General features: G+C 62.2%; 19 protein-coding genes. 4 read left to right on the top strand and 15 right to left on the bottom strand.

From position 1 onward, the window contains the following. Positions 1-2: 2 nt before the first annotated feature. The 6 genes from CHX26_RS08500 to rpsB all read right to left on the bottom strand — a co-directional run bounded on the left by CHX26_RS08500 (position 3) and on the right by rpsB (position 4726). Positions 3-758, bottom strand: a complete 756-nt coding sequence (locus CHX26_RS08500; protein WP_104941994.1) for a phosphatidate cytidylyltransferase — start codon at positions 756-758, stop codon at positions 3-5. Beyond that, positions 745-1386 (bottom strand): polyprenyl diphosphate synthase, encoded by a 642-nt coding sequence (uppS, locus tag CHX26_RS08495; protein WP_233997342.1) that lies wholly within the window; start codon positions 1384-1386, stop codon positions 745-747. The genes CHX26_RS08500 and uppS overlap by 14 nt, the downstream gene beginning before the upstream one ends. Before the next feature lie 61 nt (positions 1387-1447). Further along, positions 1448-2005 (bottom strand): ribosome recycling factor, encoded by a 558-nt coding sequence (gene frr / locus CHX26_RS08490; RefSeq protein WP_104941992.1) that lies wholly within the window; start codon positions 2003-2005, stop codon positions 1448-1450. 19 nt (positions 2006-2024) lie between these two features. Then, the gene (pyrH, locus tag CHX26_RS08485; protein ID WP_104941991.1) at positions 2025-2744 is read right to left on the bottom strand and encodes a UMP kinase; all 720 of its coding nucleotides are present in this window, start codon (positions 2742-2744) and stop codon (positions 2025-2027) included. A gap of 146 nt (positions 2745-2890) precedes the next feature. Continuing rightward, entirely contained in the window at positions 2891-3817 is a 927-nt protein-coding gene (gene tsf / locus CHX26_RS08480; protein WP_104941990.1) for a translation elongation factor Ts, read from the bottom strand. Positions 3818-3943: 126 nt separating this feature from the next. Then, positions 3944-4726, bottom strand: a complete 783-nt coding sequence (gene rpsB / locus CHX26_RS08475) for a 30S ribosomal protein S2 (protein WP_104941989.1) — start codon at positions 4724-4726, stop codon at positions 3944-3946. A 293-nt stretch (positions 4727-5019) separates the two neighbouring features. Here rpsB and CHX26_RS15640 point away from each other — a divergent pair, with 293 nt between their 5' ends. Beyond that, on the top strand, positions 5020-5274 hold the full coding sequence (locus CHX26_RS15640) for a hypothetical protein (protein ID WP_146107685.1): 255 nt from the start codon (positions 5020-5022) through the stop codon (positions 5272-5274). On the opposite strand, the gene pssA is transcribed toward CHX26_RS15640, so the two are convergent. From pssA to CHX26_RS08455, 4 genes are read right to left on the bottom strand one after another with little or no spacing between them, the layout of a single operon-like run. Further along, the gene (gene pssA / locus CHX26_RS08470) at positions 5210-6136 is read right to left on the bottom strand and encodes a CDP-diacylglycerol--serine O-phosphatidyltransferase (RefSeq protein WP_442956907.1); all 927 of its coding nucleotides are present in this window, start codon (positions 6134-6136) and stop codon (positions 5210-5212) included. The two genes, CHX26_RS15640 and pssA, sit on opposite strands and share 65 nt — an antisense overlap. Then, positions 6133-6882, bottom strand: coding sequence for a phosphatidylserine decarboxylase (locus CHX26_RS08465; RefSeq protein WP_104941988.1), 750 nt, complete (start codon positions 6880-6882; stop codon positions 6133-6135). The genes pssA and CHX26_RS08465 overlap by 4 nt, the downstream gene beginning before the upstream one ends. A 50-nt stretch (positions 6883-6932) precedes the next feature. Then, positions 6933-8051 (bottom strand): beta-ketoacyl-ACP synthase III, encoded by a 1119-nt coding sequence (locus CHX26_RS08460; protein ID WP_104941987.1) that lies wholly within the window; start codon positions 8049-8051, stop codon positions 6933-6935. Positions 8052-8098: 47 nt separating this feature from the next. Continuing rightward, on the bottom strand, positions 8099-9037 hold the full coding sequence (locus CHX26_RS08455) for a LysR family transcriptional regulator (RefSeq protein ID WP_104941986.1): 939 nt from the start codon (positions 9035-9037) through the stop codon (positions 8099-8101). Positions 9038-9163: 126 nt separating this feature from the next. Here CHX26_RS08455 and CHX26_RS08450 point away from each other — a divergent pair, with 126 nt between their 5' ends. Then, the gene (locus CHX26_RS08450; RefSeq protein WP_104941985.1) at positions 9164-10729 is read left to right on the top strand and encodes a proton-conducting transporter transmembrane domain-containing protein; all 1566 of its coding nucleotides are present in this window, start codon (positions 9164-9166) and stop codon (positions 10727-10729) included. Positions 10730-10761: 32 nt separating this feature from the next. After that, entirely contained in the window at positions 10762-13152 is a 2391-nt protein-coding gene (locus CHX26_RS08445; protein WP_199797821.1) for a YbcC family protein, read from the top strand. Positions 13153-13606: 454 nt separating this feature from the next. On the opposite strand, the gene CHX26_RS08440 is transcribed toward CHX26_RS08445, so the two are convergent. Next, entirely contained in the window at positions 13607-13801 is a 195-nt protein-coding gene (locus tag CHX26_RS08440; RefSeq protein WP_104941983.1) for a helix-turn-helix domain-containing protein, read from the bottom strand. After that, the gene (locus CHX26_RS08435; RefSeq protein ID WP_104941982.1) at positions 13798-14004 is read right to left on the bottom strand and encodes a helix-turn-helix transcriptional regulator; all 207 of its coding nucleotides are present in this window, start codon (positions 14002-14004) and stop codon (positions 13798-13800) included. The genes CHX26_RS08440 and CHX26_RS08435 overlap by 4 nt, the downstream gene beginning before the upstream one ends. A gap of 385 nt (positions 14005-14389) precedes the next feature. Here CHX26_RS08435 and CHX26_RS08430 point away from each other — a divergent pair, with 385 nt between their 5' ends. After that, complete coding sequence (locus CHX26_RS08430; RefSeq protein WP_104941981.1) at positions 14390-17056, top strand: DEAD/DEAH box helicase family protein; 2667 nt, start codon at positions 14390-14392, stop codon at positions 17054-17056. A gap of 175 nt (positions 17057-17231) precedes the next feature. On the opposite strand, the gene CHX26_RS08425 is transcribed toward CHX26_RS08430, so the two are convergent. Genes CHX26_RS08425 through CHX26_RS08415 form a run of 3 tightly spaced genes read right to left on the bottom strand, consistent with a single transcriptional unit; the run spans position 17232 to position 20531 of the window. After that, positions 17232-18395, bottom strand: coding sequence for a HEPN-associated N-terminal domain-containing protein (locus tag CHX26_RS08425; protein WP_104941980.1), 1164 nt, complete (start codon positions 18393-18395; stop codon positions 17232-17234). Next, a complete protein-coding gene (locus CHX26_RS08420; RefSeq protein ID WP_104941979.1) occupies positions 18392-19234 on the bottom strand; it encodes a Cthe_2314 family HEPN domain-containing protein in 843 nt (280 codons plus the stop codon). The genes CHX26_RS08425 and CHX26_RS08420 overlap by 4 nt, the downstream gene beginning before the upstream one ends. Continuing rightward, positions 19227-20531: a hypothetical protein gene (locus CHX26_RS08415; RefSeq protein WP_199797820.1), complete on the bottom strand. Its 1305-nt coding sequence runs from the start codon at positions 20529-20531 to the stop codon at positions 19227-19229. The genes CHX26_RS08420 and CHX26_RS08415 overlap by 8 nt, the downstream gene beginning before the upstream one ends. Positions 20532-20607: the final 76 nt, after the last annotated feature.

The raw sequence follows: 20607 nt of genomic DNA, 5'->3' as shown, positions 1-20607 counted from the left end.
CATCATCCCAGCAAACGCAGGCCCAAGGCAATCACAAACAGCACGAAGAACACCGCAAGGAACCCGTCAAGCCGATCAAACAACCCGCCATGGCCGGGAATGAGGGCGCCCGAATCCTTCACACCTGCGCGTCGTTTCATCCAGCTTTCGAAGAAATCGCCCGTCTGTGCGAGCACTGCGATGATCACGCCCGCGAGCAGTGCCAGTGCAAGTGTCGCCACATCATAACCCGGCGATCCAGCCGCCGGGCCGAAATCCGCAAGTTCATTGCCGATGCCCACAAGCCCCGCTGCGAGCGCCCCGCCGCCAAGCCCAGCCCAAGTCTTGGACGGGCTGATCTTCGGTGCGATCTTCGGCCCACCAATCGCGCGTCCGGCGAAATAGGCACCTGCATCGACCGCGATGATCGGGAGAATATAGCCGATCAGCACGGCAATCGGTCCATAACCCAGGCTTCGCCCGCCTACGGGCAGAAACTGCGCTCCATTGCGCAGCGCCAGCATCGCCAGCGCCGCCCCGCCGATATAGATCACGCCACCAAAGAACCACAGCGTCTCGCCCGCCCCGGAAAGGCCGAAACGGCTCACCAACCGATTCCATTCCCACAAGACGCCGAGCGCCAGAAGCGCAACAAACCCTGTCCAGAACCAGCCGCCCAGCCACAGCGCCCCGCCGGCCAGCACCAGCATGACCACCGCCGAGCCCAGCCGGATCGGCAGGTCGGACGCCGATCCCGCGCCTATTTCACCGCCCGCCATAGCGCCGCTCCCTCCGGGCAAAGTCATTAAGCGCCTGCGTCAGATGCGCCGGTTCGAAATCGGGCCACAGCGTATCGACGAACAGCATCTCGGCATAGGCCGCCTGCCACAGCAGGAAATTCGACAGGCGGATTTCCCCACTGGTGCGGATCAGCAGGTCGAGCGGCGGTAGATCATGGGTGTCGAGATGGGCTGCGATGGTCTCGATCGAGACCTCGCCTGCTGCTGCCGCCTTGGCCGCCGCGCGGGCGATCTCGTGCTGGCCGCCATAATTGAGCGCCACGGCCAGCGTCTGCTTGCCATGCGCCGTCTGTGCCAGCGCATCTTCGAGCATGGCGACGATATCGGGTGCAAGGCTTTGCCAGTCACCGATGATCTTGAGCTTGACATTGTTGGCGACGAATTCGGGCAGGTCGGATTTGATGAACCGGCGCATCAGGTTCATCAGATCATCGACTTCATCCTCGGATCGCTTCCAGTTCTCGGAGGAGAAAGCGTAAAGCGTGAGGCATTCCAGCCCGGTCGGCTCAAGGCTGCGCACCAGCCGCCGCACCGCCTCGACCCCGCGCTGATGGCCGACTGCGCGCGGCAGTCCGCGCTTCTTGGCCCAGCGGCCATTGCCGTCCATGATGATGGCGACATGTCTGGCGCGCGACTGGTCCAAGCCTGTTCCCACTCTCCTGCCCGCCTTACTGCGTCAGGATTTCCTGCTTCTTCTTGGCCACAGCTTCATCGACGTCCTTTACATTGGCGTCGGTCAGCTTCTGCACCTCGTCTTCGGCGCGCTTGCGGTCATCCTCGGAGATGTCCTTCTTCTTCTCGTCGGTCTTGAGGCTTTCCATCGCATCGCGCCGCACGTTGCGGATCGCGATCTTGCCCTTTTCGCCATACTGGTCGGCCAGCTTGGCCAGCTCCTTGCGGCGCTCCTGCGTCAGATCGGGGATCGGCAGACGCAGGGTCTGGCCGTCAATGATCGGATTGAGGCCGAGGTTGGCATGAGCAATGCCCTTTTCGACCGCGATCAGGTTCGACTTGTCCCACACCTGCACCGACAGCATCCGGGGTTCAGGCGCGGAGACCGTGGCGACCTGATTGAGCGGCATCATCGCGCCGTAAACCTCGACCACCACGGGATCGAGCAGGCTTGCATTCGCGCGCCCGGTGCGCAGGCCCTGAAGATCGCTCTTCAAGGATTCCACCGCGCCCTTCATCCGGCGCTCGACATCGGCCTTGTCATATTGCGGCATGGCTGGGTTCCTTTTGCTCTTAGCTGTCCTGGACGATAGTCTGGACGCCCTCGCCTGCCAGCACGCGGGCAAGGTTGCCTTTCTCGCGGATCGAGAAGACCACGATCGGAATCTTGTTGTCGCGGCACAGCGCCACGGCCGAGGCGTCCATCACCTTCAGATTGTCGGCGAGGACCTTGTCGTAAGTCACGGTTTCGAAACGGGTTGCTGCGGGGTTCTTCTTGGGATCGCTGTCATAGACGCCATCGACGCTGGTGCCCTTCAGGAGCGCATCGCAGCGCATTTCCGCAGCCCTGAGCGCAGCGCCGCTATCCGTGGTGAAATAGGGCGCGCCGACACCGGCGGCGAAGATAACCACGCGGCCCTTTTCCAGATGGCGCTCTGCGCGGCGGCGGATCACCGGCTCGCACACCTTGTCCATCTCGATCGCGGATTGCACGCGGGTCTGCACGCCGAGCTGTTCCAGCGCGTTCTGCATGGCGAGCGCATTCATCACGGTCGCCAGCATCCCCATGTAATCGGCCTGCGCCCGGTCCATCCCCTTGGCCGCCCCCGCCATGCCGCGGAAGATGTTGCCGCCGCCGATGACGAGGCAGATTTCGAGGCCGGTTTCCTTGGCCGCCTTCACCTCTTTCGCCAACTCTGCGACGAATTCGGGATCGATCCCGAACTGCTGCCCTCCCATAAGCACTTCGCCCGAGAGTTTCAGGAGGACGCGCTTGATTGTCGGCAGGGACATGGGGGTGTGATGCTCCGGGTGGAATCTGGCTGCGCCGCACTTAACCGGCAAAGCGGCAATGCGCAAAGGGTAAGCTGGCAGCGGTCAAGGAAACGGCCGCCGCAGCATGGGAGCTGCGACGGCCGCTGGATTGTCGTGAAGCAGGATCAGCCCTTGACGGCCGCCGCCACTTCCGCGGCGAAATCGACTTCTTCCTTCTCGATGCCTTCGCCAAGCTGATAGCGCACATAGTCGACCAGCTTGATCGACTTGCCTGCGTCCTTGGCGGTCTTGGCGATGTATTCTTCCACCGTCGCCTTGCCATCCTTGACGAAAATCTGGCTGAGCAGCGCGTTTTCCTTGGCGAACTTCTTGACCGCGCCTTCGACCATCTTGGCCTGCACATCGGCAGGCTTGCCGCTTTCGGCAGCCTTTTCGGCGGCGATCTTGCGCTCGCGCTCGATCACTTCAGCGTCGAGACCATCTGCGTCCAGCGCCTGCGGGAACATCGCCGCCGCGTGCTGGGCGATGTCCTTGCCCAGAGCCGCGAGCGTGTCCGCATCAGCATCCGATTCCAGCGCGACCAGCACGCCGATCTTGCCGAGGCCCTCAGCGGCGGCGTTGTGGATGTAGGCAACCACGGCGCCCTGAGACACCGAAACCGCCTTGATGCGGCGGATCTGCTGGTTTTCACCGATCGTGGCGACGTTGTCGGTCAGCTTCTCGCCCACGGTGCCGCCATCGGGATAGGCAGCAGCCTTGAGCGCTTCGACATCGGTGGTGCCGAGCGCAAGCGCAACAGCGGTCGTCTTGGTGACGAAGTCCTGGAACTTGTCGTTCTTGGCGACGAAGTCGGTCTCAGAGTTGATCTCGACAGCAACGCCGCGGGTGCCTTCGACCAAAACGCCGACGAGGCCTTCGGCCGCGGTGCGGCTCGACTTCTTCTGGGCGGTGGCGAGGCCCTTGGCGCGCAGTGCGTCAACCGCGGCTTCGATGTCGCCACCCGCTTCGGTCAGCGCCTTCTTGGCGTCCATCATGCCAGCGCCCGTGCGCTCGCGCAGCTTCTTCACATCGGCGACAGAAATATCGGCCATGAGAAATTCCTTTGTGTGTGTTGTCAGGCGCCCGGCCCTGCCAACCGGGGACGGAGCAATGCCGGGCGCGCTAGAGGGGGATTGTGACGGGTGATTGACGGCTTGGGTCAATCACCCGTGCAAAGATCAGGCTTCGGCGTCTTCAGCGGCCGGTTCGTCAGCGACGACAGCTTCGGCCGGGGGTTCGGCCATCGCGCCGAAGTCGCTCGACACGTCGGCCTGGAACTTGCCCTTGCCGGCCAGCGCGGCTTCGCCAATCGCCTGACAGTAGAGGCGCACGGCGCGGCTCGCATCGTCATTGCCCGGAACCGGGAAAGCGATGCCGTTGGGGTCGACGTTGGTGTCGAGAATGCCGATCACCGGAATGCCGAGGACGTTGGCTTCCTTGATCGCCAGGTCTTCCTTGTTGGCGTCGATCACGAACATCACGTCCGGAATCCCGCCCATGTCGCGGATCCCGCCAAGCGACAGTTCCAGCTTCTCGCGCTCACGGGTAAGCTGGAGGACTTCCTTCTTGGTGAAGCCCGAGGTGTCGCCCGAAAGCATTTCCTCGAGGCTCTTCAAGCGGCGGATCGAACCCGAAATCGTCTTCCAGTTGGTGAGCATCCCGCCCAGCCAGCGATGGTTGACGAAGTGCTGGCCCGACATGCGCGCAGCTTCAGCGATCGGCTCCTGCGCCTGACGCTTGGTGCCGACGAACAGCACCTTGCCGCCCGAACGCACGGTCTGCTCGACGAAGTCGAGCGCGCGCGCGAACAGCGGCACGGTCTGCGACAGGTCGATGATGTGAACGCCGTTGCGCGCGCCGAAGATGTACGGCTTCATGCGCGGGTTCCAGCGGTGAGTCTGGTGGCCGAAGTGAGCGCCGGCCTCGATCAATTGCTGCATGGTGACGACAGGTGCCGCCATAGGTAATTCCTTTCCGGTTGTTCCTCTGGAAGGCTGGAACCGCGCGGGCGGAGATCCCGCCTACGGCACCGGTATGTGCGCCTTCCATGCGAATTTGCCCCTCAGCGACGAACCTCATGCCCGTGCCGGAGCGAGCGCGCCCTTAGCGGCACCGCGCGGGGAAATCCAGCCCCCTTTGCGCAGGCCTTGCGAAAATTCGTCGCGATGGCGTGCGGAAAGGCGCTTGACAGATTGGAACATGTAGGGAACAAGGCGCGAGAACAAAGAACGAACGGACATTCAGGGGACACGTCATGATCGCAATCGCCATCGCATTTCTGACCGCCATCGCCGGGGCTGTCGCGGTGCTCGTCATTGCCGATTGCCTGCTGAAGGCACAGGTCGCCTATGGCAGGCTGATGGAGGAGCAGGCACTGCTGCGCGCCGGTTTTACGGTGCAGGTCGAACCGCAAGAAATGCGCCTGCGCGCCGCCCCGCGTCGGACTATGGCTGAACGTCGCCGGGGTCAGATGCGGCCGCTGTCGCTTCAAGCCTGCGCCGCTGCTTGATTCGCCCGTACTTGATCAGTCCCCAGGGCATCAGCGCCAGATAGACCGCGCTGATCGCCGTGAGCGTCCACCACGGCTCAAGCAGCAGGGCAGCAAAGGCGAGAGCCACAAAAGCGATAAGCCCCAACCGGATCGAACGGCGCGGGCGCAGCGAGGCCCAACTGAGCGTTGCCATGTTCGAAATCATCAGCGCCGCAATCAGGGTTAGCCACAGGGCCATAACCACCGGACTACGGAACAGCTCCATGCCGGTCTCATGCCACAGGTATAACGGGGTGAAGGCCAGCCCTGCACCAACCGGCGCCGGAACACCAGTGAGAAATCCGGCGGACTTGTGCGGCTGATCCTCGGTATCGATGCGCGCGTTGAAGCGCGCCAGCCTGAGCGCGCAGCAGATCGCAAAGGCCAGCGCGGCAAACCAGCCGAAACTCGGCCACTCCTTGAGCGACCACATGAACAGGATCAGCGCGGGCGCCACGCCGAAGGACAGCGAATCGGCCAGCGAGTCGAGCTCCGCGCCGAAGCGCGACTGAGCGTTGAGCAGCCGCGCAATTCGCCCGTCGATCCCGTCGAGCACGCCTGCCAGCACCACCAGCCCAATAGCGAAGGTCCACTGCCCTTCGATTGCAAAGCGGATGCCGGTCAGCCCAGAACACAGCGCCGCCGCCGTGATCGCATTGGGCAACATCGCCCGGAGCGTCAGCCCGCCTGCAATTGTCCCCCGCGCCCCGCGCACACCCGCCTCGCTGTCTTCCTCGTCCTCGGCTGCCTTGGGGCCAAGCCGGGCCGGAAAGAAACGCGCTCCGGGAAGCTTGCGCGCACCGCGCGGGCGACCATTATGTGTGCGAGGCGTACGGCTCACTGGGCAATACCTTCAATCAGTGCGCGCTGGCCGATTTCAGCAAGCACCGTCTCGCCCGCGATCACCGTCTGCCCGATCATGACCGCCGCATCAGTCCCCGCCGGCAGATAGACATCGACCCGGCTACCAAAGCGGATCAGGCCTACCCTCTGCCCCTTGGCGAGAATATCACCCGGCTTGACGAACGGTACGATCCGCCGCGCCACCAACCCGGCGATCTGGGTAAACCCGATCTTCAGCCCATCGCTGCGTTCGACCAGAATATGCTGACGCTCATTCTCCTCGCTCGCCTTGTCGAGCTCGGCGCTGATGAAACGACCGGGAATATAGACCACCCGCCGCACCGTTCCGCCCACCGGCGTGCGGTTGATGTGGACATCGAACACACTCATGAAGATCGAAATCCGTGTGACCGGCCCGGACGGCAAACCGCCATGGCCCGATCCATCCTCGATCTGCAGTTCCAGCGGCGGCTCGACCTCGGCGATCATCGTCACCAGCCCGTCAGCCGGGGATATGATCGCGCTGTCGCTTTGCGGCACCACACGTTCGGGATCGCGGAAGAAGGCCATGATCCCGACCGCGAGCATCATCAGCGGCCAGCCGAGGATCTCCCAGCCGATCACGAGGAAGAACAGACTTGCTGCAGCCGCGATCAGCCCGAACTTGCGCCCTTCCGGATGAACCGCGGGCCAGCTCCAATCGGCCTCGCCACGGCCCTTGTTGTCGAGGATTTCGCCTGCCATCGCTCAGCTTCTAGGGATGCCCGCGCATGCCTGCAAGGCGGCGCGCCCGTTCAGGCAACCTTGCGCACGAATACGGTGCCGGCGGAGTAGCCCGCGCCGAAAGAACAGATGAGGCCGGTATCGCCCGCCGCCAGATCGTCGGAATGCTGGTGGAAGGCGATGATCGAACCGGCGCTGGAGGTATTGCCATAGGTGTCGAGCACGGTCGGGCTTTCGTCCTCGTTCGCCTCGTGGCCCAGAACCTTATGCGCGATCAACCGGTTCATCCCGGCATTAGCCTGATGCAGCCACAAGCGGCGCAGACTGTCCGGCGCAATCCCGAGCCGCGCGGCCTCGTCGCAGATCATCTGTGCCACCATCGGCACCACTTCCTTGAACACCTTGCGCCCTTCCTGGACGAACAGCTTGTCCGCCTTGCCTTCGCCTTCCGGTGCGGCGCGATTGAGGAAGCCGAAATTGTTGCGGATATTGTTGGAGAACACCGTCTTCAGCTTGGTGCCGAGGATTTCCCAATGCTGCGCGGCGGCGATCGCGGCGTCCTCGACCAGCACCGCGGTCGCCACGTCGCCGAAGATGAAGTGGCTGTCGCGATCACGCCAATTGAGGTGGCCCGAGGTGATTTCAGGGCTGACCACCAGCACCGACCGGGCATTGCCCGCACGGATGTAATCGGCCGCTGTCTGGATCCCGAAGGTCGCAGAGGAACAGGCAACGTTCATGTCGAAACCGAAGCCTTCGATGCCGAGCGCCTGCTGGATTTCAATCGCCATCGCCGGATAGGCGCGCTGCATGTTCGAAGCCGCGCACAGCACGGCATCGACATCTTCCGGCTTGCGGCCTGCGCGCTCCAGCGCCTGTCTGGCGGCAGCAACGCCGATTTCGGCCATCACCGACAATTCATCGTTCGCGCGTTCCGGCAGGCGCGGGCACATCACATCGGGATCGAGGATCGCCGCCTTGCTCATCACGTGGCGCGCCTTGATCCCGCTCGCCTTCTCGATGAATTCGACGGAAGAATAGGCCAGCGGCTCGGCATCGGGATGCGCGGCATTGTGGCGGTCAACGAAAGCGTTGAAGCTGGCGACCAGCTCTTCGTTGGTGATGCTCTCGGTCGGGGTGAACAGCCCGGTGGCAGAAATGACGGGGCGGCCGGTCAGGGGGGCGGTCATGGGGACTTGCATTTCCTGCATGAAACTTGTTGCGACGGTCGCGGGCCTTACTGCCCGACCCTGCTCGCCGCAAGTCCCGCTGCCGCGCCTGCCCCGGCGCCTGCCCCGGCGCCTGCCGGGTCCAGCACCTCATGCAGCAGCGGATTGGGAAATGTGCGCGCGATGGTCACGGCGCTGAATTGCTCGGTGATGTCAGGCAGCTGGAACAATTCGTAAAGCGTGCCGTTGGCCAGCTCGTCGCGCACCACGATCGGCGGGATCACCGCCACCCCCGCATCGGAGCGGGCAAGCAGGCGCAGCATCGCCATGTCGTCAGCCTCGGCAGCGATGCGCGGGACAATACCCATGCGCTCGATCAGCGCATCGAACCCGGCGCGCAGAGCGGTTTCGGGTGTCGGCAGGATCAACGGGGCAGTGGTGAGCAAACGCGCCAGGCCCTGCCCCGCAAGTGCCAGACGCGAACGCGCGCCGACAAGGCTGACCGGTTGTTCGTCGATCCGTCGCACCAGATAGGGGCTGGCAGCATCGCGCGCCGGGATCTGGTTGGTGAGCAGCACGTCGATGGTCAGCGCCTCGAGCGCGCGCAGCAGGCTTGCCTGGGTGCCGGACCGCAGCACCACCTCGACATCGTCGCGGCCCAGCAGCGGCGCGAGGAACTGCATCTGGAAATTGCGCGACAAGGTCGCCAGCGCGCCGATGCGCAGCACCTTGCGCTGGCCGCCGACAGCGCGGAAAGTGGCGGTGAGCTGTTCGGAGGCGCTGAATATCTGATCGGCGTAATCGAGCGCGATCCGCCCCGCCTCGGTCAGCACCAGATTGCGCCCGCGCCGCTCGAACAGATCATGACCGAGATCGGTTTCCAGCGCCTTGATCTGGGTGGAGACGGCGCTCTGCGAGATATTGAGCGCCTTGGCCGCCGCCGTCAGTGTCCCTTCGCGCGCGGTGGCGCGGAACAGGCGCAGATGGTGGAGATTGAGCGTCGACATCGGCGTTTTCCGGCAAAATTGTTCGGTTTGGAAGAACGTTTCGCTCCAAAATATGTATTTTCTTTAATTTCGTCCACCCCCTATCCGGCAAAGCGTCACACATCCTCTCGCTGCCGGAGTCCCTCCATGTCCGTCGCTCTGACCATGCTTGCCCCGCTGGCCCTGCTGCCGGTAATCCTGTTCGCGCTCGCACAGCCCGGCAAGCGCCCCGGCAAACTGCCGCACCTGTCCGAGGGTGCAGCCTTCATCGCCTTTGCGCTCGCGCTGGCCGGCCTTGTCCAGACCGCCCTTGCCTCCTCCCCGGGTCTTGTTCTGCTGGACGGCGCCTTCGCCATCTCCCTTCGCAGCGATCTGGTCAGCGCCAGCGTTGCCAGCCTCGTCGGCTTCATCGGCTGGATCGTGATGCGCTACAGCCGCACCTATATCGATGGCGAGGCGCGCGAGGGCGCATTCCACGGCTTGATGCTGACCACGCTCGCAGCGGTTCTGGTGTTCGCCCAGGCGGGCACGCTGGCAACCATGATCCTCGCCGCAATCGCGGTCGGCCTGACCTTGAAGCGCCTGCTGCTGTTCTATCCCGACCGGCCCGAGGCGCAGCGCGCCGCCACCAAGTTCGCGATTGTCTGGCACACCGGCGACATGATGCTGGTGATCGCCGCAGGCTTGCTGTTCGCCCGCTTCGGCACGCTTGATCTCGCCGCTCTGGCAACTGCCGCGCCTTCCGGCCTCGGCCTTGTCGGCACGCTTGGCGTGGCTGCGATCGTGACCGCCGCCGCGCTCAAGACCGCAGCCTTCCCGCTGCACGGCTGGCTGACCGAGGTGATGGAGGCCCCCACCCCCGTCTCTGCCCTGCTCCACGCCGGGATCATCAATTCGGGCGGCGTGCTGCTGATCGCCGCCGCGCCGCTGGTGCAGGCCAGCACAGGAGCGATGGCCGCGCTTGTCCTGATCGGCGGGCTGACCGCGCTGTTCGGCGCAGCCGTGATGCTCACCCAGAGCGCGATCAAGACCGCGCTGGCCTGGTCGACGGTATCGCAGATGGGCTTCATGCTGCTGCAGTGCGGGCTTGGCCTTTGGACACTCGCGCTGCTGCACATCGTCGCACACTCGCTCTACAAGGCCCACGCCTTCCTCTCCTCGGGGAACGCGGTGGCCGAAGTCGCCAGCATCCGCCGCCCCGGCCCGGTTGCCGCGCCCAGCATTGCCGCGGTGCTCAAGAGCTTCACGCTGGCCCTCGCCATCTTCGCTGCCATCGCCGCCGCCTTCACCGCTGCCTTCGGCCCCAAGTCGCCGCAGGCGCTGGCACTCGGTGCGATCCTGATCTTCGGGGTGGCCTACCTCGTCGCGCAGGGTCTTGCCGGACGCGCGCCTGCCGCACTCACCACCCGCACCATCACCGCTGCCATCGCTGCTGCGGTGGGTTACTTCAGCTTCCAATCGATCGCGCAGGCCATCTGGGGGCCGCTGCTCCCTGCAGCCCCGATGCCGACCGATCTGGAATGGGCGCTGCTGGTGCTGGCGGTCGCAAGTTTCGGCCTGGTTGCCTTTGCACAGGCGCTGTTCCCGCTGTGGGCGCACCACCCCGCCACCGCCGGGTTCCGGGTGCATCTGGCCAACGGCCTTTATCTCAACGCCCTGCTCGACCGCGCGATCGGTGGCTTCCGCACCACCGGCACCACCACCCTTCGCTGACAATTCGCTCTTTCGGAGACATCGCCATGCTGATGAACCACGCAGACATCGCCCCGGCCCGCTTTTCAGCGGTGCTCGACGCTGCCGAAGCCGCCGCGCGCGCCATTCCCCCGGCCTTCCCGCTTGATGCGACCGTGGCAGTCAACCCCTTCCTCGGCCAGACCGAAGAAGACCTCGCCACCGCCGCTGCCCGCCTCGCCCGCGTTGCAGGTGTGCGCGTCACCCGCAAGGGCGCCGATTATGCCGCAGCCATCACCGAAGGCCGGATCAGCGCCGATGATCTGGCCGATGCGCTTGCAGCCTGCAGCTCGCCGCTCAAGCCCGGCAACACGCTGGCGCTGCGCGAAGTGGCCGAACAGCTCGGCGATGACCCTGCCCCGCAGGCACTGCCGACCGTCGCCGACCTTGCCGCAGAGGCGACCGGGATCGACTGGCCCGCGCTGATCGACAAGTGCATCGGCCTGTGGGCCGCCGGCCAGTTCGACCGCGGACAGGCGCTGTGGTCGCCCGCCCCCGGCTCCGACACCTTTGCCGCATGGCGCGCGTGGGCGATGCATGATCTGACCCCTGAAATCGCAGGCCTCGACGGCTTCTGCGCGCATGTTGCCAGCGCGCCGGACACGGCCGAGCGTGCGATCCTGTCAGCCGCCGAAACGCTCGGCATCTCCGATGCGGCCGCACCCACCGCCTTCCACCGCCTGACCATGAGCCTTGGCGGCTGGGCGCAGCACGCGCGCTGGCTGCTGTGGCAGGCCGAACTGGCGGGCAACACCGATCGCACTCTGATCGATCTGCTCGCGATCCGCCTGATCTGGGACGAGGCGCTGCTGGTGCAGACCCCCGCGATTGCAGGCCAGTGGGCTCAATCTGTCGCCGCCCACGCTGCACCGGTTGCTGCGAGCGCGCAGGACGTCGCGCTCGCCATCCTCCAGGACGCTGCCGATCGTGGCCACCAGCGCCGCCTTGCCGCCGCTCTGGCGAAAGACATTGAAGGCACCGCGCCTGCAGCCGATGCACGCCCCTTCCTTCAGGCCGCCTTCTGCATCGACGTGCGTTCCGAAGTCTTCCGCCGCGCGCTCGAAGGGATCGACAACTCGATCGCAACCATCGGTTTTGCAGGCTTTTTCGGCCTGCCGCTGGCCCACCACGCGCATGGATCGGACATCCTTGAAGCGCGGCTGCCGGTGCTGCTCAACCCCGGCGTGAACACCACCAGTGCGGGCGATCCGGCGAAAGATCAGGCCACCCGCATCAACGCCCGCACGGCGCGGGCTTGGGGCCGGTTCCGGCAAGCGGCGGTCAGCTCCTTCGCCTTTGTCGAGGCGATGGGGCCGGTCTATGCGGTCAAGCTGGTCAAGTCGGCGCTCGGCTTTGCGCCCAAGGCCAAGGCTGAACCCGCTCCGGAAGTGATCGGTGGGATGAGCGCCGAGGCCAAGGCCGATACCGGCGCAGCCGTGCTCAAGGCGATGAGCCTGAAGCAGGATCACGGGGCAATCGTGCTGCTGCTGGGTCACGGCGGGAATGTCACCAACAACCCGCATGAAAGCGCCTATCACTGCGGCGCCTGCGGTGGTTACACCGGCGAGGTTTCGGCGCGGCTGCTGGCGATCCTGCTCAATGATCCCGAAACCCGCGCCGGTCTGGCGACACGCGGCGTTGAGGTTCCGGCCGACACGCTGTTTGTGGCGGGCCTGCACGACACCACCACGGATGCGATCACCATCTATGACGATGGCCTGCCTGCCGAGCGCGAGGGCGATATTGCCAAGGTGCGCGGATGGCTGGCACAGGCGGCGAAGGTGGCCCGGGCCGAACGGGCGCTGCGTATCCCCGGTGCCAGCGGCGCCAGCATCCCGGCGCGCGCGCAGAACTGGGCCGAAATCCGCCCAGAATGGGGTCTGGCCGGATGCGCTGCCTTCATCGCCGCACCGCGCACTGCAACCGCGGGCCGCGACCTTGGCGGCAGGGCGTTCCTGCATTCCTATGACTGGCAGGCGGATGCCGGCTTCGGTACGCTCGAACTCATCATCACTGCACCAGTGGTGGTGGCAAGCTGGATTTCGCTGCAATATTTCGGATCGAGCGTCGCGCCCGAGATGTTCGGCGGCGGGAACAAGCTGATCCACAATGTGGTCGGCGGAATCGGGGTAATCGAGGGCAATGGTGGCCGCCTGCGCGCTGGCCTGCCATGGCAGGCGGTGCATGATGGCGATGCGCTCCAGCACGAACCGCTGCGCCTTTCGGTGATGATCGAGGCTCCGCGCGAGGAAATGCTCAAGATCCTTGAAAAGCATCCCTCGGTGCGGGCGCTGTTCGACAATGGCTGGCTGCATCTGTTTGCGCTGAAGGATGGCAAGGTCGACGCGCGCTACGTGCCGGGTCTGGCCTGGGCCGATCAGCCTGCACAGCAACTGGCCGCCTGATCGGGAAGAGCCTGCAAGGGTCGTAAAGGGTCGCAACCGCGCGCCCGCCCGTCCTCGCTGCTTCGGTGGCAAGGGCGGGCGGGCGCTGCGCGTTTTCGCGGGCCTCCAGCACGCCTCTGGTGGACGCCTGCCCCCTGCTTGCTCCGTTTTGACCCTAGTCAGACCCCCTCCAGCACGCCCTAGCGGCCAGTGTTTCACGTGAAACCGGCGGGAGCAGGAAGGAAAGTGGTGGCAGGGCTTGAATCGAACCGGAAAAATAACGCTTTGATATCAATTCTGTTCTTGGAACAAAGGCAGGTCTTCCCCCACACTCTCCCCCACATTTAAGTTCATTTAACGGTGGTTCGGTTCAGCGTTTTGTCCATAAAGCTGAATAAATGCGCGGTTCGCGGAGCGCCTGAGTGCAACATAATGGCGCGCTCTGACACTGTCCAATTGCGAGTTCGCGGCCTAGTCAGTTTAATGCCCGATGCCGCTCAACCAGCCTATGCAAGCTGGCTGTCGTGATGCGCGTTGCCTTGCCGATCTTGACGGCTTCGAGTTCACCACTGGAGATCAGCTCATAGAGCTTTGTCCGCCCGACGCCGATCATGCGGGCAGCGTCATTGACCCTAACACAGATCGGCTCAACCGATTGCGGAGCACTCATTCCGCCGGTTCCTCTTCACAATAATGAGCCGGATCGGCGATCCAGCGGTTGATGGCTGACTCATGCCAGCCTGCACCGTGCACGCTAATCTTCACCTGTGACGGGAAAGTCCCCTCTGCGATCTTGCGATAGATGGTGGAGCGAGAGAGACCTGTGCGGTCAAGCACGGTCTTCAGTCGGATGATGCGTTCGGTATTGGACATTGGGCGTTCTCACTTTGACATTGGCAGCCCCTCTACGGAACATAATGAGAACTTTTCTAAAGGGCGCAAGGGTCAGATTCAGTTGGGATTCGGGCAATTCGTCAACGATTTGAATGATTTGAACCGTCTATGGACGGTCCGAGACCATTACGGACATGCCGCTTCTTTGCCCTTAGTTCTGAGAATTTTTTCGCTCGACGCGATCTTGCGGTTGGCACGCGCGAATTTGCGACGGCAGCGATGGATTTCCGCGCCATCTTTGCCGGATTTCGCGCACGACTCGAAACGCCTCTGGAGAACGCACAGTCCGACCCCAGCTAGCTAACTTGAGGACATCATTGACGTAGGAATAGTCGGATAGCGCTGACATCGCTATTTCGGCAAAATGCTCAAGGACATGAACTTCAAGGGGACCTGGCGGGACTATCAAGCCCGCATCCTTGAAGAGATGGACGAGCATTTTGATGATGGAAGACTGCATGTAGTTGCCGCCCCTGGGGCGGGGAAGACGGTCCTGGGTCTGGAGATCGTACGTCGTATCGGAAGGCCGACGCTGGTATTTGCCCCGACAATCGCCATCCGCGAGCAGTGGGCACACCGCCTTTGCCCGCTGTTTCTCGACACGCCGCCGAGAACGGAGGCAATCTCCCGCGATCTGGCAGACTTCCAGGAACTGACTCTGGCGACTTACCAGTCGCTCGATAGCTTGCGGCGCGGCGAGGAACTCGATGCGCTGATTGATAAGCTGAATGGTCGAGGACCGCTGACGCTGGTTCTGGACGAAGCCCATCATCTGCGCCGGGAGTGGTGGAAATGCCTCAACGAGCTGGCCAACCGGCTAGAGGATGTCCGTCTGGTCGCGCTGACTGCAACACCCCCTTACGATGCCAGCTTCGCCGAATGGTCTCGCTACGAGGAACTGTGCGGGCCGATAGACCTCGAAATCGGCATTCCCGAACTGGTGCGCAATGGCGATCTCTGTCCTCATCAGGATCACCTCATCCTGTCGGAACCGACCGAAGATGCTCTGGCGCTGCTCGATAGAAGGCGGGCGGCCATCGGTTCGCTGCATATGGAATTGCGCCAAGACGACGGGTTGCTGGACTGGCTGGCAGAACACCCCTGGCTGACGGATTCCGAAGCGCATGTCGAAGAGATCCTCGAAGCGCCCGAGATGCTATCGGCAACGCTCGTTCTGCTGGTATCAGCTGGACGTGAGCTGCCACGCCCTCCGCTCAGACTGCTGGGCGTGTCGGCGCGTAATGTACCGCAGCCATCGCTTTTCTGGCTCGAACGCTTTCTTGACGGCGTGATATCGCAGCATACGGCCTCATTTCCGCTCGATCCGGCGCGGCTCAAGTGCCTGCGCGATCAACTGAATCGTCATGGCCTGATCGAAGGTGGTCGCGTTCGGCTGCAGCACACACGTTCAGTCTTCAAACTGATGACTTCCAGCCTCGGGAAGCTGGATTCCATAGTGGACATCGCGAATGCCGAACAGGATGCGCTGGACGGCGATTTGCGCATGGTCGTGTTGTCCGATCATATTCGCGCTGGCGAGCTGCCAAACCGTCCGGATGCAGAGTTCAAGCCTGCCAAGCTCGGCGTGGTGCCGATTTTCGAGAAGCTTAGACGATCAGGCATCGCCGATGAATATCTCGGGGTTCTGACAGGCAGCCTGGTCATACTTCCCAGGCGTGCTCTGTCGGAGCTGCCCCGCGTTGCCGAGGAGCTGCGCCTCGATCCCGGCAGCTTTCGAGCAGGCGATTTGTCCGGCTGCCCAGACCATGTGCGTATCGAATGCAGGACCGGTGGCACTGCTGAACTGGTCCGCCTCGTCACGGCCTTGTTCACACACGGCTATATTCGCTTACTCGTTGGCACGCAGTCGCTGCTCGGCGAGGGATGGGATGCGCCAGCGCTCAACAGCCTGGTGCTTGCGAGCAATACGGCTTCTTTCATGCTGTCCAACCAGATGCGCGGACGAGCAATCCGGATCGATCCGGCCAGGCCCGACAAGGTAGCCAACATCTGGCATCTGGCGACAGTCGATCCGGAGGATCGCGAAAGCTGGGACGCGGTCGTCTCAACTTTCAACTGGGGCTTTCTCAACGATGGAGGCGCACCTGGGTTGTCTGACATTGAAGTGGTCGCTCGCCGCTTCAAGGCGTTCGAAGGGATTTCCAATGGAGCGTCCACCCTCATCGAAGACGGTGTTGCCCGCCTGGGCCTCGATCCTTCCAAACCGGCAGCATTCGCGAACCTCAAGACATTTGCAGCAGCAGCAGACCGCTCCACCATTGCAGAGCGCTGGAAGGTGTCGCTCGGTGAAGGGGCCGAGCGGGCGCAGGTGCGCGAAACCGCGACTCCCCTTTACGCACCGCGCGCTTTAAGCTGGTTCGATACCCTGCAGGCCCTAGGGTGGAGCGCGGCGGGTAGCGGAGCCTTTGCAGCAGCCAACGAACTGCGGGGGCTGGCATCCTACGAAGGAATTGGGGTCATCGCGATGGGGCTTGCCGGTGTTGCCACGCTCGCGAGCCTGCCCCGTCTGGCAAAGGCCGGGAAGCTCGTTTGGCGCAACGGTACTTTGGAGGGCAGTCTGGAATCGGTGACCCGTGTTGTCTTGAGGTCGCTGGTCGATGCCGACGTCATTAGCGGGCGCGAAGTGGATACCGCTCACGTCGAAATTCGCACTAGCCTCGACGGGCGAAAGGATATCGTCCTGACCGGCGTGAGCCGGGCCGCCGAACGGCAGGTCATGCAGGCAATCGCAGAAATTCTCGGGCCGGTGCAGAACCCACGATACCTGCTGGTGCGCAATTCATGGCTCGGCCTGAAAAAGCGGGTCGATTACCACGCCGTCCCCGCTGCGCTGGGCGCTCGCAAGGAAAATGCCGAAGGATTTGCCGAACTCTGGCGCGGGCGTGTTGGCTCTTCCACGCTCGTGTTCACACGGTCTGCTGACGGCAGACGAACTTTGTTGCGAGCAAGGACATCCTCGTTTGCAGCAGGGTTTCAGCGGATGGTGGATCGGCGCTCGGTCTGGCTGTGATTGGGCCGATAAGCAACTGGTCCGATTTTTGGGTGATTTCTACGAAGGCTGCCAGTCAGCTTGTGGCGCGAGGACCCGGTCGAATGTCCACCAGTTATAGGACTGGACAGCGATTGATCCCGAGCAAACATCGAACGTGTTTGCATCCGTTATTCTATCAAAGAGGCGGATGAGGCTATGCCGTGTATTCCTGCGTCCCGACCAGTTCGATCCAGCGTGCACCCGAAGCGGCCATTCCATCAGTCACCACATTGTCCTGCGTTGCGAACAAGACCGTGTTGGCTCCGGCCACGCCCAGCGATGTTATGTAACGCACCCCATCGACCCCGCCGCCCGTAAACCCGTAATCGCGGAAAAACTCGGTCAGGATTTGTGTCGGGATGTAATCCACATTCACCCGGTTATTTTGCGGGACCGGCTCTGCCATGACCGCGGTGAGCTGGTGCAGGAATGAAAGCCCTTGTAGCTCTTCGCGCGTAGCTTCGGAAAAGAAACCGGGAACCGGGGGCAGGTTGGCCAGATCGATGAGCCGTATCTCGCGCAGCGTGCGAAACTCGCCAATGGTCGCGCGGAGCGCCCTAATCTCCAATGCAGCGAGTTGCACTGTTTCGGCCCCATAGAACATCGGAATGCCCGGTGGGTTCATCCGATTGGATTGTAGCGCCGCCTCGACTGGTGGCGGCCCCAGCTCAAGCGGCGTGGTCCAAGGCTCGCCCTCGTGCGGACGCGCTCTGAACAGCGGGTAGCCGACAGGAATGGTCTGTACGAGGTTCATCGCCTCAATGAGAGCCGTCACTTCATGCAAAAACTGGATGACCGAGCGCTCGTCCGGATGGTACGATTCTGGTTCGCCCAGATTGTGAAAGAAGAAGCGTCTCACGCCTTTGGTGGCCGTGCAAAACTGGTCCCAGCTGCTCAGCAGGCTCTGATCGATTTCCAGCGACAGCCAGTCGTAATCGCACCACGCATCATCACCGATATGCCACGCCAAATCGTTCCGCAGCCGCTCTTCATTTTTGGAAGTCAGTGGAAGACCGATGGACTCGTACAGGCAATCGAATGTGTCGACGTGCCACGCCATATAGCCGCCTTCCCGACCATCGTATGGAAGCTGATCAACCGCGCGCCCATAAAAAGTCGACATGCGCTCGCCGATAAATTCCGCGATTTCGTCAAACGGGGCGATAAATTCTCGGTCTGTCTCGCAATAGGTGCATTCGCCTGAGGTTTCATAAGCCTCGATGCGCTCCGTGAGTTCGATGTCATCGAAACATTCGCTGCAGACCGTCGCATCCGAGGAATTGTCGGGCGGATAGCACTCGGGATCGACCCCGCTCATGGACGCGACCTTCTGGCCCCGGCATTGAGTCCATGGGTCGCAACCGCCACTAGGGGACCAAACCGGTCTTCAAACTCCGGCCACAAGAGATCATAGAGGGCATCAAGCTGATCTTGCAGAGCATTTGCGTGCCGCACAAAATCCTTTTGCATCCAGACCAACCCTTCCCTGAACGAGATATCGAGATTGATTGGTCGCCCGTAATAATCGAACCCCGTCATGCCATTACCTCTATCGGTGAATGACGAGGCCAGTTTGAAGGTGACATCATCGTCGGTGAATGAGCGTTCCAAACCATGATGGATGCGCATATTGCGCTCGTCCCGAATCGATTGTTGCGCATCGAGCATGGCTCTCAGATGGCTCGATATGGCATCAGGAAGCCCAGCACGTTTCAACCGCGAATATGTGCAGTTACGGTCAGCGAGTCCTGCTTCGAGCACCTGATTGATGAGCAGAAGCGCGCAGTCGATCACCGACACATAGCGAATGATGAACAAATCCGCCGTGACGGTCAGCCATTCATAACGCGTGATCGGAAGCTTCTTAAAGTCGTCCGGGAAAGGTTCAGGCCAGAGCATGTTCCCGGCCAGGTTTAGTGACTCGACCCGGCGAGTTAGGGATTCGACCCTGCTAACCGTATCCACCACATATTTACAGTCCGGGTACTTGGCCAAATCATCATACGAATCAAAGTTCATGCTGACGATACCGAGATCGTACAGGCGCCCTATGAAGCTATGATTGTCCGACGATACGATAAAGCGCTTCAAGAACCGTGTCTGGCGGCGCTTCGGCTTTTCGTCGGTCCAATGTGCCGATGCCGCTTTCCTACTCATTGAGGCAAAGCACGATGAGTTCGGCAAAGGTGTCCCAAATGGCGGTCAAGTGATCAGGCGATGGCGCAAGCCGCGACGAGTGGACATACTTATTAAGCGTATCGACCGAGATGATCGCATCAATCGTGCGTGCCTTGCGGATCACTTCGAGATAGCGCTTATCGATCTTGGCCTTCTGGTGAAGGTTCTCCGCGCTGGAAATGATTTTCTTGGCCAATGCATCGTGCTCGAAAGCGGTCGTCAGCTTAGCTCTCACCAGATAGTTATCGACCGATTGTTCGAGCAGCACCCTGCAGAGCACCGCAATCGCATTGGGGTGATGTTCCAATTCCAATGCAAATTGCAGTTCCTCCCAAATTGCCCTTTGCCGCTGCAAACGCCCTGCCCACGCAACGCCATAATCTTCCTGCGGTATAAGGTGAGTACGGCGTTCGGGCTTCTTTGCCTTTGGCTTCGGCAGCGGTTTGGCTTGGGTCTTCTTGCTCTTCTTGGAAGGCTCAATCGCATCGGCTGCGGTGGGAAGAACACCCTCACCTTCAAGTTGGTCCAAATACGCCGATTTGCGCTCGACATCCCATACATCATCGAGCGTGATCTTCTTGTCGGCGAGGTCTTTCGCAATGCGGGCAAGAGCCGCTAGCGAAGCATCTTCCTTGCGGATGAACTGAAACTTGCCCTTGTTGCAGGAGATGCCGACCCGGTTGCGGAAGGCCTCGGCCGAAAGCAAGCGGTTGAGGTTGGTGCGCGGAATTTTCTTGCGGCCCGGAAGCATCTTGGCTTCGCGCAACCTTTCTTCGATCTCGTCGGCAACATTCAGACCGCCGCCCTTACCTGTCAGATTGACGAAGGTGGTCTTCATGCGACCGTCCCAATTCGCCTGACCGACACCGCCCTGACTTCCGGTATGCCGACGGAAGAGAATCTCGTCGATCCTGTCCCGGTCGGTTTCGACCCGGCACATTATGGCGGTGGGGATCGTTCCGTTCCATTTGCCGTGAAGGTCGGAGAAGAACTTTTGTAGTTCGATGGACGGTGCACGCCTGGGCTTTGATATCAGCTTAAGGCATGTCGTGCGCCGGTTGCCATCGTAGACAACGAACTTGCCATCGCTCGGGTAAACCAACGGCGGCTCATAGATCCCACCCGTCGACGCAATGTCGCGCGCCAGCTTTTTCATCTGCGCGCCGTGATTGGAAAACAGCCAAGCAATCGCCGCCGTTTCATTTTCCAGTTCGCCATGCCGGTCATTGGCTTGGTTCACGTCAAGTTTGTCTAATGCGATGGTCCTGTAGGTCATTATTACCTCTCGCACTGAATTTAGTCGTTGCTACCTTCGCAGAGCAATGTGAATGACCTGTATATCCTCATAATTC

It is taken from the genome of Porphyrobacter sp. HT-58-2 (assembly GCF_002952215.1).
Taxonomy (GTDB): domain Bacteria; phylum Pseudomonadota; class Alphaproteobacteria; order Sphingomonadales; family Sphingomonadaceae; genus Erythrobacter.
The sequence above is the reverse complement of the archived record's forward strand: the minus strand, read 5'-3'. Positions and strand labels throughout refer to the sequence as shown.

What these genes read in the sequence shown, in the direction of transcription:
- tsf (WP_104941990.1), bottom strand. Translation starts at nt 3,817, where the DNA reads ATGGCCGATATTTCTGTCGCCGATGTGAAGAAGCTGCGCGAGCGCACG.
- CHX26_RS08445 (WP_199797821.1), top strand. Translation starts at nt 10,762, where the DNA reads ATGAACCACGCAGACATCGCCCCGGCCCGCTTTTCAGCGGTGCTCGAC.
- CHX26_RS08500 (WP_104941994.1), bottom strand. Translation starts at nt 758, where the DNA reads ATGGCGGGCGGTGAAATAGGCGCGGGATCGGCGTCCGACCTGCCGATC.
- CHX26_RS08420 (WP_104941979.1), bottom strand. Translation starts at nt 19,234, where the DNA reads ATGAGTAGGAAAGCGGCATCGGCACATTGGACCGACGAAAAGCCGAAG.
- frr (WP_104941992.1), bottom strand. Translation starts at nt 2,005, where the DNA reads ATGCCGCAATATGACAAGGCCGATGTCGAGCGCCGGATGAAGGGCGCG.
- CHX26_RS08460 (WP_104941987.1), bottom strand. Translation starts at nt 8,051, where the DNA reads ATGACCGCCCCCCTGACCGGCCGCCCCGTCATTTCTGCCACCGGGCTG.
- CHX26_RS08440 (WP_104941983.1), bottom strand. Translation starts at nt 13,801, where the DNA reads ATGAGTGCTCCGCAATCGGTTGAGCCGATCTGTGTTAGGGTCAATGAC.
- CHX26_RS08465 (WP_104941988.1), bottom strand. Translation starts at nt 6,882, where the DNA reads ATGGCAGGCGAAATCCTCGACAACAAGGGCCGTGGCGAGGCCGATTGG.
- uppS (WP_233997342.1), bottom strand. Translation starts at nt 1,386, where the DNA reads ATGGACGGCAATGGCCGCTGGGCCAAGAAGCGCGGACTGCCGCGCGCA.
- rpsB (WP_104941989.1), bottom strand. Translation starts at nt 4,726, where the DNA reads ATGGCGGCACCTGTCGTCACCATGCAGCAATTGATCGAGGCCGGCGCT.
- CHX26_RS08425 (WP_104941980.1), bottom strand. Translation starts at nt 18,395, where the DNA reads ATGAGCGGGGTCGATCCCGAGTGCTATCCGCCCGACAATTCCTCGGAT.
- CHX26_RS08430 (WP_104941981.1), top strand. Translation starts at nt 14,390, where the DNA reads ATGCTCAAGGACATGAACTTCAAGGGGACCTGGCGGGACTATCAAGCC.
- CHX26_RS08455 (WP_104941986.1), bottom strand. Translation starts at nt 9,037, where the DNA reads ATGTCGACGCTCAATCTCCACCATCTGCGCCTGTTCCGCGCCACCGCG.
- CHX26_RS08415 (WP_199797820.1), bottom strand. Translation starts at nt 20,531, where the DNA reads ATGACCTACAGGACCATCGCATTAGACAAACTTGACGTGAACCAAGCC.
- CHX26_RS08435 (WP_104941982.1), bottom strand. Translation starts at nt 14,004, where the DNA reads ATGTCCAATACCGAACGCATCATCCGACTGAAGACCGTGCTTGACCGC.
- CHX26_RS08450 (WP_104941985.1), top strand. Translation starts at nt 9,164, where the DNA reads ATGTCCGTCGCTCTGACCATGCTTGCCCCGCTGGCCCTGCTGCCGGTA.
- CHX26_RS15640 (WP_146107685.1), top strand. Translation starts at nt 5,020, where the DNA reads ATGATCGCAATCGCCATCGCATTTCTGACCGCCATCGCCGGGGCTGTC.
- pyrH (WP_104941991.1), bottom strand. Translation starts at nt 2,744, where the DNA reads ATGTCCCTGCCGACAATCAAGCGCGTCCTCCTGAAACTCTCGGGCGAA.